The 12,171-nt window shown below is 71.9% G+C and carries 9 protein-coding genes; 1 reads left to right on the forward strand and 8 read right to left on the reverse strand.

Translation table 11 applies throughout. The features are described from left to right. Positions 1-214 precede the first annotated feature (214 nt). The 3 genes from ACWA7K_RS01150 to ACWA7K_RS01160 are packed head-to-tail and all read right to left on the reverse strand — an operon-like array spanning position 215 to position 4,331. The gene (locus ACWA7K_RS01150) at positions 215-2,287 is read right to left on the reverse strand and encodes a transglutaminase family protein (RefSeq protein WP_456210295.1); all 2,073 of its coding nucleotides are present in this window, start codon (positions 2,285-2,287) and stop codon (positions 215-217) included. Next, entirely contained in the window at positions 2,284-3,375 is a 1,092-nt protein-coding gene (locus tag ACWA7K_RS01155) for a DUF58 domain-containing protein (protein ID WP_456164828.1), read from the reverse strand. The genes ACWA7K_RS01150 and ACWA7K_RS01155 overlap by 4 nt, the downstream gene beginning before the upstream one ends. Beyond that, a complete protein-coding gene (locus tag ACWA7K_RS01160; protein WP_456164830.1) occupies positions 3,375-4,331 on the reverse strand; it encodes an AAA family ATPase in 957 nt (318 codons plus the stop codon). The genes ACWA7K_RS01155 and ACWA7K_RS01160 overlap by 1 nt, the downstream gene beginning before the upstream one ends. A gap of 118 nt (positions 4,332-4,449) precedes the next feature. Between ACWA7K_RS01160 and ACWA7K_RS01165 the strand changes: the two genes are divergently transcribed. Beyond that, complete coding sequence (locus tag ACWA7K_RS01165) at positions 4,450-5,385, forward strand: histone deacetylase family protein (protein ID WP_456164832.1); 936 nt, start codon at positions 4,450-4,452, stop codon at positions 5,383-5,385. Here the strand turns inward: ACWA7K_RS01165 and ACWA7K_RS01170 are convergent, their stop codons facing one another. From ACWA7K_RS01170 to ACWA7K_RS01190, 5 genes are read right to left on the reverse strand one after another with little or no spacing between them, the layout of a single operon-like run. Then, positions 5,386-6,060 carry an energy transducer TonB gene (locus ACWA7K_RS01170; protein ID WP_456164833.1) on the reverse strand — a complete coding sequence of 225 codons (675 nt, stop codon included), beginning with the start codon at positions 6,058-6,060 and terminating at the stop codon, positions 5,386-5,388. It lies immediately after the preceding gene. Continuing rightward, positions 6,039-9,881, reverse strand: a complete 3,843-nt coding sequence (locus ACWA7K_RS01175) for a pilus assembly protein (protein ID WP_456164835.1) — start codon at positions 9,879-9,881, stop codon at positions 6,039-6,041. Before ACWA7K_RS01175 ends, ACWA7K_RS01170 begins: the two co-directional genes overlap by 22 nt. A 10-nt stretch (positions 9,882-9,891) precedes the next feature. Continuing rightward, positions 9,892-10,581 (reverse strand): pilus assembly PilX family protein, encoded by a 690-nt coding sequence (locus tag ACWA7K_RS01180; protein WP_456164837.1) that lies wholly within the window; start codon positions 10,579-10,581, stop codon positions 9,892-9,894. A 23-nt stretch (positions 10,582-10,604) separates the two neighbouring features. Continuing rightward, positions 10,605-11,744, reverse strand: a complete 1,140-nt coding sequence (locus ACWA7K_RS01185) for a PilW family protein (protein ID WP_456164839.1) — start codon at positions 11,742-11,744, stop codon at positions 10,605-10,607. Further along, positions 11,744-12,166, reverse strand: coding sequence for a type IV pilus modification PilV family protein (locus ACWA7K_RS01190; RefSeq protein WP_456164841.1), 423 nt, complete (start codon positions 12,164-12,166; stop codon positions 11,744-11,746). The genes ACWA7K_RS01185 and ACWA7K_RS01190 overlap by 1 nt, the downstream gene beginning before the upstream one ends. Positions 12,167-12,171: the final 5 nt, after the last annotated feature.

Raw genomic sequence — 12,171 nt, forward strand, 5'->3', positions numbered from 1 at the left:
CGTTCCGGGGGCGTCGCACGGGTTCTGGTGGTCGGAAAAGGCTGACCCGCGCGGAGCGGGTATCGGTGATCTGGCATGTCGGCGTCCTGTTGGCTGGGCGGGCTGGACACAAGCCAGGCCGCAGCGGACGGCTACCTTATCCAGCCTTGGGCGGCTGGCATATGACCGCTAGCGGTCAACCTTGATCGGTCATCGAGGCGATAGGACCAGCGTGCTAGCGGGTCGAAGCCATCTGCCGAACCGCCCGCCGCGCCTCTGCAAACCGCTCGTCGATCGACCGGGCGCCGTCGTGCGCGCCGTCGGGGTGGTAGCGCAGCCGTTCGAGCGCCCGCACGGCGCTGGCTGCGGCGGGGTCGTCCAGGCGGTCGGCCAGCGTGCGGGGCGTGTCGTTCGCGGCACTGGCGATGCCACGCCGGGCCAGGTCACGTCGCAGCGACTGCCAGCCGCGCAGCCACGGGTCCCGCACGCGCGGGTGGCGGGCCTGCCAGGCGGCCAGCATGGCGCCCAGCGTGGCCAGCAGCGTCAGTGCCATCGCCAGCCCGCGTCCCAGGCCGACCAGGTCGGCGTCGGCCCAGCCGAGGCTGCGCAGCAGGTCGAGCTGGCGTTGCCGGCCGTGGCCCAGCACCCACTGGTTCCAGCGGTGGTCCAGCGCGCTCCAGACCGCCCGCATGCGCTCCAGCAGCGCCGGATCGACATTGGCCAGCGCCCCGGCAACCAGGCCGCGCGGGGCGACCAGGCGCTGGTTGCCGCGGACGCGCTCGGGCGCGATCGCCGCCGTCGGGTCGACCTTCACCCAGCCGTCGCCGGCCCGCCAGTACTCGGCCCAGGCGTGGGCGTCGCTCTGGCGCACCTCCAGCACGCCGTCGATCGGGTTGACGGTGCCGCCCTGATAGCCGGTGACGATGCGTGCCGGCACGCCCAGGCTGCGCATCACGACGACGAAGGCGGTGGCGTAGTGCTCGCAGAAGCCGGCCCGGGTGTCGAGCCAGAAGGCGTCCAGCGGCTGACCGCCCAGGTCACCGGGACTGAGCGTGTAGGCGTAGCCGGCCTGGCGGATGTGGGCGATCAGCGCCACCGCGATCACGTCGGCGCGGCGTGCCGGACCGGGCGCGTCGGCGATGGCCGGTTGACGGGCCAGGTCGGCTGCCCAGGCGCGGGTGCGCGGGTGCAGGCCGTCGGGCAGGGCGATCCAGTTCGACAGCACGCCGTTCATCAGGTCTTCCGGCAGGCCGGGCGCGCGGGCGTCGCGCCGCGCCGCCGCGCGGACCTGCAGGCGATCGGTCAGCGGCTGGCTGGCGAACCAGCTGCCTTCCGGATGGGGCACCAGTTGCAGGCCGGGTTCGCCGCCGCCGACCGGCTCGGGCACGCCCAGCACGTTCTCCAGCAGCGGCAGCGTCGCCACGCGCAGCGGCTCGACGGTCATCACGTAACGCAGGTCGGACGGCAGGACCTGCTCGGTCTGCCGGCGCGGATCCAGCCCGTCGGGCAGCGCGGCACCGGTTCGCCAGGGCAGGACGGTCCAGCGCGCGCCGTCCGGCTGGCTCAGCACCGGACCGCGGAAGTACAGCGCCTGGGGCGGCGGCGGCGGGCCGTCGAACTGGACCCGCAGCGCCAGCCGGTCGTCCAGCGCCAGCTCGGCGACGTCGCCCAGCTGCAGCTCGTTGGACAGCCCGGTGCGCCCGCCCGCTTCGCCCGGCACGCCCCACAGCGGCGCGATGCGCGGGAAGAACACGAACAGCACGGCGACCAGCGGCGCGCCGGTCAGCATCAGCCGGGCGGCCTTGCCGGCGACCTGGCCGAGCGACGGTCGACCGACCGGCATGTGCGAGAGCAGCAGCGCGGCCAGCAGGCCCCAGACCGCCGCGCCCATCGCCAGCGCGATCGCCAGCGACTGCGAGTGCAGGAAGTTCGACAGCACCAGGAAGAAGCCGAGGAAGAACAGCACCTGCGCGTCGCGGCGGGCCCGCAGCTCCAGCGTCTTCAAGGCGGCCAGGACGACCAGCAGCGCGAGCCCGGCGTCCTTGCCGCCGAGGCTGCGCCAGGTCAGCGCGACTGCACCGACGCTGGCGATCAGCAGCAGCGTCAGCAGCCAGCGCGGCGGCAGCGCATGGCCGCGCCAGGTCACGACCAGCCGCCACAGCAGCGCACCGGCCGCACCGACCGAGGCCCAGGCCGGCACGTGCGCGGCCAGCGGCGCCAGCGTCCAGGCCAGCACGGCGAGCATGAACAGCGTGTCGCGTCGCTCGCGTGGCAAGCCGGCCAGGCCGGGCCAGGACCGCGCCGTCATCGCACGGCGCCCGGGTCGACCGGGAAGGCGCGGGCCAGCGCGTCCAGGCAGGCCAGGCGGTGCGCCGGCCCTTCGCCCTCTGGCACCTGCAGGCCGGGCAGGACCAGGGCCCAGCGCAGCCCGGTCGCCTCGGCCATCAGCACCCAGGCGCACAGCCGCGACAGGCGGGCTTCGGTGTCGGCACCCAGCGCGGCGGTCTGGCGCCAGCCCAGCACACGGCCACGCGGGGGAGGCGGGCGCAGGTCGCGCACCAGCAGCTCGCCGCCGTGCGCCAGCAACCGGGCCGAAGGCCGCCAGAGCACCTGGGAAGGCCGGTCGCCGTCGCGCCACGGGCGCACGCCGTCAGGCTCGGGCAGGTCGCTGGCCTGCCGCTGCCAGGGCGGCGTCGGCGGCGTCCCGTCGGGTTCGGGGGCAGGTTCGGGCGTCGGGGCGGGCGACTTCCCGTCGTCGTCCGCCAGGACCGGCAGCGGCGGCGGATCGGGCTCGGGCGCGGGCCAGGCCAGCAGCTCGCCGTCGGGCCGCCAGATCGACCAGGCGCGCAGCAGGCCGAGGGGGTAGCGGGCCTCGACCTGCAGCGTCGGCCAGGGCTGCGGGCCGCGCCGTCGGGGCGTCCAGGCGGGCGCGGCCTCGCTGCTGGCGGACGCCTGCCCGGCAGCGGTTTCCGGGCCGTCGATCACCAGCGGCTCACCGTCGCGCCAGCACAGCGAGATGCCGTGGCGGCCGAGGAAGAAGGCGCGTGCCAGCAGGCTGCGCGGCTGGTCGTCGGTCAGCCGCAGCGGCAGCTCGATCGCGCTGCCGACATGGCCTTGCCGGCGCGTCGCGCCCGCCGGGCCGATCACCAGGCCGCGGATCGTCGCGTGGGTGGCGTGCAGCGCGACCACGCCGGCACCGGCCAGCAGGAAGGTCAGCAGATGGCCCAGGTTGAGCTGGTAGTTGATCGAGCCCAGCAGCAGCGCGAGCAGCAGCAGGCCGTAGGTCCAGCCGGCCGACGTCGGCAGGATGTAGACGTTGCGCTGCGTCAGCCGGATCGACGGGCTGCGCGGGTGGCGGGCGTCCCACCAGCCTTGCCAGCGCGACCGCCAGGCCATCAGCGCAGCTCCACCGACTCCAGCATCGCCCGCACCTGCGCGGCACGGCCGCGTCCGGCGCCGGCCCGCGGCTGCAGGCGGTGCGCCAGCACCGGCACCGCGATGGCCTGCAGGTCGTCGGGCAGGACATGGTCACGGCCGTCCAGCAGCGCACGGGCCCGGGCGGCCCGCAGCCAGGCCAGGCCGGCGCGCGGCGACAGGCCGTTGACGAACCAGGCGCCCGACCGGGTCGCGGCGATCAGCGCCTGCAGGTAGTCCAGCAGGGCCGGCGCAGCGTGAACCTGCTGCACGGCGGCCTGCAGCGCCTGCACCCGGGCGCCGTCCAGCACCGCGTCGAGCTGGCGGATGGTGGTGCGGCGATCGGCCCCGGTCAGCAGCTCGCGTTCGGCGGCCGGGTCCGGGTAGCCGAGGTGGATGCACATCAGGAAGCGGTCGAGCTGGCTCTCGGGCAAGGGGTAGGTGCCCAGCTGCTCGGCCGGGTTCTGCGTGGCGATGACGAAGAACGGCGCCGGCAGCGGGTGGCTGGCACCGTCGACGCTGACCTGCTGCTCCTCCATCGCCTCCAGCAGCGCGCTCTGGGTGCGCGGGCCGGCGCGGTTGATCTCGTCGGCCAGCAGCACCTGGGTGAACAGGGGGCCTTGATGGAAGACAAACCCTTCGCTGGTGCGGTCGAACACACTGGCCCCGATCAGGTCGCTGGGCATCAGGTCGGCGGTGAACTGGACCCGCGCGAACCGCAGCCCCATCGACACCGCGAGGGCGTGCGCGAGCGTGGTCTTGCCCACGCCGGGGAGGTCCTCGATCAGCAGATGACCGCCCGCCAGCAGGCAGGCGATGCCGTCGCGGATCTGCCCGGCCTTGCCGACGACCACCGTGCTAATCTGGTTCGAGAGCCTCTCCAGAAGGGGGCCGAGGTCCGGATCGGGGCGGGTGGCGGTCGGTGGTGTCAGGTGCATGTGATGCGCGGGCTTCATCATCCGCAGACCATACCCGATGCTCCGCTGGTTCGCGGCACCGGTCCGACAACGACAGACGAGACGACGCGGGCGTGAGTCCTTCCGGCCGCGACACGACATGAGCACAGCCTTCTACAGCCACCCCGACTGCCGCGGCCACGACATGGGCCCCGGCCACCCCGAATGCCCGCAGCGCCTCGACGCGATCGAGGACCACCTGCTGGCCACCGGACTGGACATCGCGCTGCAGCGGCCGGACGTGCCGCTGGCCCGCCATGCGGACCTGATGCTGGCGCACACCGAGGGCTACCTGCTCGAACTCGACGAGTTCCTGCGCCAGGCGGTCGAGACCGGCGAACACCGCGCGCTCGACCCCGACACCACCGTCTGCCCCGCCACCCGCCAGGCGATGCTGCGGGCGGCCGGCGCGGCCGTGGCGGCCACCGATGCGGTGATCGACGGCACCTACGCCAACGCCTTCTGCGCCATCCGCCCGCCCGGCCACCACGCCACGCGCAGCGAGGCGATGGGCTTCTGCTTCTACAACAACGTCGCCATCGCGGCACGCCATGCGCTGGACGTGCGCGGCCTGCAGCGCGTGGCGGTGATCGACTTCGACGTCCACCACGGCAACGGCACCGAGGACATCGTCGCCGGCGACGACCGCATCCTGATGGTGAGCTTCTTCCAGGACCAGCTCTACCCGTTCAGCGGCGGCGTGCCGCTGGGCGACAACATGCTCAACCTGCCGATCCCCGCCTACACGCGCGGCGGCGAGATCCGCGAGCTGATCGAGGCCAACTGGATCCCCCGGCTCGATGCCTTCAAGCCCGAGATGATCTTCATCTCGGCCGGCTTCGACGCCCACCGCGAGGACGAGCTGGGCCAGCTCGGGCTGGTCGAGGCCGACTACGCCTGGATCACCCAGCGGCTGCTCGACGTGGCCGAGCGCCACTGCGGCGGGCGCATCGTCTCGTGCCTCGAAGGCGGCTACACGCTCAGCGCGCTGGCGCGCAGCGTGGCCGCGCACCTGCGGGTGCTGGCCGGCGTCTGATCAGGGCGGCGCCGGCGCATCGGCGCCGAACTCCACCGCCACCTTCATGCGGCTGCGCACCGCCGCGCCGCCTTTCTGGCCGGGCTCGAAGCTGGCCTTCAGGAAGGCCTGACGGGCGGCATCCTCCAGCAGCGGCGGCAACACGCTGCCGGCATCCAGGCGGACCCGCCGGACCTTGCCGGACTCGTCGATGAACAGCGTCATCACCGCCGCGTAGTGGCCCAGCGGCGCGCTGTCCGGGTAGGGCAGGTCGACCGGGCTGGCGGCCCACGGCGGCCGGTCAAGCTGGCTGCGCACCAGGAACAGCGACTCGTCGTCCGGCGCTTGCGCTGGCGAAGGCGCCAGGCCGGCAGCGTCCGACGCCGGTCCGGCGGCACCCGCCGCGGTCGGGTCGATCGGTGCAGTCGATGCGGTCGCCGACGACGTGGCCATCGAGACCGCCGTGTCGTCCGGCTGGCCCGACGGTGCCGCGCGGCCCGGCGCCTCGTCGACCGCCAGCATCCGGACCCGGGCGCTCGGCTGGCCCGCCCGCACGCCGGTGCCCGCGACGGCGTGGCCGCCGCCCGGCCCGGCATCCCATGGACTCAGCAGCAGCGCCGCATGGCCGGCTACAGCCAGCAGCACGGCCGCCGGCAGGTGCCGGCGCGACAGCGTCAGTCGGTGATCTCGCGCCACGAGGCCCGCCGGACGCTGTTGCCACCCGCGCCCGTGCCGCCCGTGCTGCCCTTCAGCACGGTCTTCTGGTCCTGCGTGGTGACGATGGCGCTGACCTTGCCGTTGTTGCTCATGACCCGGTTGAGGCCGACGATCATCGTCGTGAAGGTGTCCACCCCGGTGACGGCACCGGTGCCCAGGTCGATCTGGTAGAGGAACGATGCACCGCCCTGCGAGCAGGCATCGGCGGTCGGCACGGTCGAGGCGAAGGCGATGATGCCGGAGGCCAGCTGCACGCCGTCGACGTAGATCTTCTCCTTGCTGGCGGCGGTCAGGTCGATGTACCAGCCGTTCCGGGTCGACCAGTCGACCGGCGCGACGGTGGGCACCAGGCGGCTACTGTTGAGTGTCTGCTGCACCAGCCCGGCAGGAGTCGAGCGCAGGACACCCAGCGAGCTGGCGCCCAGCGTGTCCTTGATGCTGTAGATCGACTGCACGGTGGTGTCGCCCAGGTCGGTCGTCGTCAGCAGCCGGCCGGTGCCGACGCTGATGATCGCGGTGGGCACGCCGTTGATCGACTTCTCGGTCAGCACCGGCTTGGCCATGATCGGCTGCGCCGTGCCGTCGGGCGCCTCGGCGCGGCCGAGCAGCTGCGCCTCGCGGCCGGCCGGCGCGATGCGGTCGTCGTGGTCGAAGCGCCAGAGGTTGCCCAGCGTGTCACCGGCATAGAAGCGCAGCGCGGTGTTGTCGGTGTCGGAGCTGACCCAGGCGTTCAGGCGGCCCATGTTGCTGGGTGTGCCCGCCGTGCCGGTGGCCGTGCTGATGCTGCGGATCAGCGCGCCGGTGGCCGCGTTCAGCACGTAGAGCCGGCCGACGCCGTCGTTGACGTTGTTGGTGCCCGAGGTGAAGGCCACGATCCAGGTGCCGCTGGCGTCCTTGGTGACGACCGGGTTGCCGTAGCTGTAGCCGAGGTTGGTGTCGGTGAACTCCCACAGCGAGACCGGGTTCTCCGGGTCGGTGATGTCCAGCGCGTAGTAGCCGCGACCGCCGCCGCCCAGGCCGCCGACCAGGATCGTGCGCCAGCGCGCCGGGGTGACGGAGGTGTCGTAGATGTCCGAGACGTTGGGCGTCGCGTCGACGTAGTAGCGGTGGCTGTAGGCCTGATCGGCCAGGCGCCACATCTCGCCCATCGCCGCGCTCGGCACGTAGGCCCACAGCTCCGTGCCGCCGGTCGTGTCGCCACGGCCGGTGCCGACCTTGAAGGCGTGCAGCATGCCGTCGTTGCCGGCCGCGTAGACCACCGGGATGCGGCTGGCCTTCTCGGTCGCGAAGGCCGCGTAGCCGGCGTCGGCATAGCGGAACGGCGGCTTGCCGACATAGACCGGCGAGGCGTTGACGAAGTCGCCCAGCAGCGAGGTGGTGCGGGTGCGGAAGACCTGGTCGTCGATCGCCAGCGCGTTCAGGTAGAGCGTCTTGTCGCCGGTCAGGTAGCTCACCAGGTTGTTGGTCGTGACCTTGGCGCGCGCATTGGCGCTCAGGCTGGCGCACTGGCTCAGGTTGTCGGCCGAGGACGTGCGGGTGCAGCGGTTCGCGAACGGTGCATCAAGACCGGCCGCCGCGAGGTTGGCGCCGGTGAAGGCCGCCAGCGACGTGCCGCTGCGGAACAGCACGCGGCGCGACGATGTGCGGGCCGACAGGGCGCGGCTGGCGCTCCAGATCTCCTGGCCCGGGCTGGTGTCGGGCGCGACCAGCTCGCCGGTCGACGTGAAGGTGAACTTGAAGGCGCGCAGGTCACCGGCCCATTCGACCGTGGTGAAGCTCGGCACGAAGACCCAGTCGTCGCCCAGCACCGGCGTCAGCGTGCTGGCAGCGGCGGCCGCGCCCGATTCGGTCACCCGCTTGATCGAGGCCAGCGAGGTCGAGATCGCGTCGTCGAGCTGGTCCGGGTTGGAGGCCGAGAAGTACTGCCCGCGCCCGTTCACCGCCGCGTGCCAGAGGTCGTCGATGTGGGTCGCGTTCTCGCGGTTGCCGAGCGTGCCGGCCGGGACCGGCCAGTCCTTCAGGCCGTTCTTGATGTCGACGAAGTCGCCGCTGGACTGGGTCAGGTAGTTGCGGTCGTAGTTCAGCGTGCCCTTCAGGCCCAGGCCGATCGTGAACGTGCTCATGTGCTGGTGCGTCGCCGGATCGGACGAGCTGGTCGGCACGTTGTTCTCGAGGTTGGCGCGCAGGTCGGTCTTCCAGAAGTACTCGGCCACGTCGGCCAGCGTGTTGCTGTCGCCGGCGGTGGTCGTGGTGGTCTCGACCGTGTTGTCGGTGTTGATCGGCGTGGTGGAGCCGGTCACGGACGCGCCGGTGCTGGTCGAGTTCGACGAGGAGACGGTGTAGATCGTGGCGCCCGGTGTCAGCCCGTCGCTGGCCAGCTGGGAGGCGGTGCGGCAGCGGCGTGATTCGCTGGTGTTGCTGACCACCCAGCTGGACTGCGGGCAGCTCGGGCTGGTGCTGCTGAGCGTGACGTTGCGGGCGCTCGGCGCGACCGTGGTGGCGCCGGCCACGCCGTCGACGATGACGGTCGTGTAGGTCGTCACCGTCGAGCTGATCGTCGTGTCGGTGCGGGTCCAGTCGATCGTGCAGCTGGCTGTTCCGGTGCCGGTGCGCATGACCTGGTATTCGTCACGGTTGCAGTTGCCGCCGGTGGTCGCCGCCACCACGTTGCGCCGGCCGGTGGCGACCAGGCGCATCGGCGTGGTCGAAGCCGTCTGGCTGCCGACCTCCTGCGTGCGCACGCGGGTGATGCGGTTCGAGGCGCTGTCCTTCATCGGACGCTGCTCGGTGCCGTCGACCTGGCCGACGTTGTTGCCGGTCAGGTCGAACGGGCCGTAGCTGCTCGATTCGAGGTCGGTGTTCCAGTAGCCGTCGGTGGACAGCACGGCGTAGTTGCGCTGGCAGGAGTACTGCACCGGGTCGGGCGAGCCGCTGCGCGTGATCGCGCCGCCGTAGTAGCGGCCGATCTTGGACAGCGCCCCGCGCAGCGGCGTGAAGCCGCCCGGGCTGGCGCCGTAGAGCAGGTTGAAGAACGACACCTTCTGCGCCGTCGTGAAGTCGGCTGGCGGCAGGAAGCTGCTGCCGTTGACACCCGAGTCGCTGATCTTGGTGAAGCCGACCCGGTAGCCGTCCGACAGCTCGGAGAAGGCCCGGCCCGCCGCCGTGCGCATCGTCAGCATGCGCTTGCGGTAGTACGAGTACCAGTTGGCGTAGCGCTGCTTCTCGGACGTCGACAGCGTGCTGACGTCGACGCGCTGGAACAGCGTCGACGACGAGCCGATCGTCTGCATGCACTGCTGGTAGAAGGTCGTCGAGCTGTCGGCCGTGCCGTCGACCGAGTAGGTCCACGACAGCGGCGTCTGCTTGGCCGTGCCGGTGGCGATGTAGTTGTAGTAGTAGCGCCCGGAGGTGGCCAGGTTGGTGGTGCCCGAGCCGCTGTTAAAGCCGTCGTCCAGCGCGGCGGTGAACGAGGCGTTCGGATAGCTCTCGACCGCGCCGGTGGTCGAGTTGATGCGCACCGGTGGCAGGTAGGCGACGTTCGGGTCCGGGTTGAAGGCCACGCCGTTGCATTGCGACGACCAGTAGCCGTAGCGGTCGGAACTGTCGATCTCGTCGGGCATGTACTCCCAGTCCATCGAGCCCGAGTCATCGAGGATGAACATGATGTTGGGCTTGGCCGTCGTGGTCGACGAGGCGCCCAGCGGCACGTTGGCGATGTCGGGCACGGCGGCCAGCGTCAGCGTGCTGGCCAGCGTCAGGCCCAGCAGCAGCGTGCGGGCATAGGAGGAGCGGGTCGGCATGGTGGCCTCGTCAGAAGTGCACCAGCGTCTCGGTCACGCTGGTGGTGTTGCGGCCCCCGCGGGCGCGCACGATGACCCGGAAGTACTGCGACAGCACGACCTGCTGCAGCTTGGGGTCGGTGTAGTTCATCTCGCCCTTCTCGGCGGTCGGGGCGGTGCTGGCGGTGATCGGCCGGGCGCAGGCCACGGTCGACAGCGTCGGGTCGCCGGCGTTGCTGCACACGCGCACGATGTACCAGCGCGCCTGCACCGCGTTCGGTCCGACCGACAGGGCGGTGGCCAGCGGCTTGACGCAGTTGGCGAAGCCGCCGCAGTTGTTCATGTCCCAGTCGATCAGGACCCGCTGCGCGTAGCGCGCATTGGTCGACGGCCGGATGCCGGCCGGATCGAGGTCGGCCACGCTCGCCGCGCTGTAGCCCTGGGCCTCGATGCTGGCGTGCAGCGTCGTGCCGCCGCGGTTGTTGTCCAGCCAGGCGATGGCCTGACGGGTCGCCTCGTCGGCCGCCAGCAGCGTGTCCTGCTTGAAGCTGAGGTTGCCCAGGATCGTCGCGCCGGTGTCGACCGAGCGGATCAGCGCCACCGCCGCCAGCGACAGCGCGACCAGCGTGATCAGCGAGAACACCAGCGAGACGCCGCGCTGGGCGGCGTGCCGCAGGCGGGTGCGCACCGGGTGGGAAGGGCGTGTCTTGGCGTGGGTCATCACGGCGGTCCTCACGAGGCTCCTCACGATTGCCACAGCATGTTGCGCAGCGGCACGACGACCTCGAAGACGCGGTAGCGGTAGTGTTTCCAGTCGGTCAGGTGGTCGACCTTGAGCGCCTCGGACGTCGTGCCGTCGGGCTTCCAGGTCGGCTCGGCGGCCGTGACCTCGCCCTTCTCGTACTGCGTGCTGCGGGCCACCACGGCCACGCGCACGGCCAGCACGCGCGACCAGCCGTCGGGCGTGGTCGGCGTGGTTGTCGTCCAGCTGTCGACGACGCGGTCGGCGGTGGTGGTGGTGTCGACGCCGTAGACCGCCTGCAGGTTGACGATCTGCGGGTAGACCACCTCGGCGGCGCTCCAGACCGCGCTGGACGCATCGGTCGTGCGCAGCGTCAGCGCCGTGCCGCCACCGGCGGCGGTGTCGGCGCCGAGCGCGTATTCGCGGTAGGTCAGGGTGCCGAGGTTCACGAACTGGTCGCCGACCGCGTAGCCGACCGCATCGAAGGTCGAGCCGGGCTGCACGTTGGCCGTCGCGTCCTGGTTCCAGGCGCCGGTCAGCGCGTGCTCGATCGTGTCGGCCAGCGCAGCCGGCGTGGCCGTCACCTGCACCACCGAGCACCAGGTGGTGGCCGTGTTGACGGGGATCAGCGCCAGCAGGTCGCCGGCCTGCGCGGTCTCGCTGCCGAGGTTGGTGGTCGACTCCACGCCGATCGACACGTCGCCCTTCTTGTGGACCCGCGACAGCCGCACCGGCAGCGCGTGGAAGGACGTGCCGGGCCGGCCGCTGAGCATCACGAACAGCGTGTCGGGCGAACCGCGTGTCGCGTCGGTGCCCTGCACGATGCGCACCGGCGCCATCGGCTGGCCGTGCCAGGGCGGGTTGACGCCCGAGCGCAGGCCGCGCATCTCGCAGCCGGCGCCGTTGCCGGTGGTGATGCCGTAGCCGCTCATCTGCAGGTCGCGCGCCAGCATCTGCAGCGTCAGCGCGCCGTTGACCTGGGCGTCCGATCCGCCGGTCGTGCTGCGCTTCTGGCCCTCGAACAGCAGCGCGACCTGGGCGATCACCAGCACGGCCAGCAGGCCGATGACCATGCCGACCATCAGCTCGATCAGCGTGACGCCGCGCTGCGACGCGGCACGGGGGGCGGGTGCGTGCGGCATCACAGGTTCCGGTTGATCGAGGTGATGGTCGTGTAGCTGTGCTGCGGCTCGTTGGGCACGACCCAGTTCAGCGTGATCTCGACCGTCGAGTTCGTCGGGTCGATGTTCAGCGTCGGCGCGATGCCGCCCGGCAGCGTGGCCTGCACCTTGGTGCTCCAGTTGCGGCAGGGCGGGTGGTTGGAGCAGTTGGTCGCGTAGTTGCCGAGGTTGGCCGCGTCCGCCCACATCGTCCCGATCAGGTCGTTGGCCAGATAGGCCGCATCGGCGCGGAACTTGGCGCCGCTGGTGGCGCGGGTCAGCGAGACCTGCAGGCCGAGCACGCCGAGCGAGCCGAGCATGAAGATCAGCAGCGCGATCAGCGCCTCGATCATCGCGAAGCCGCGCACCAGCGCGGGTCGGGGGGAGCGTGTGGGCTGCGTCATGTCGG

Source organism: Leptothrix mechoopdaensis (SeqCode) (assembly GCF_053893855.1).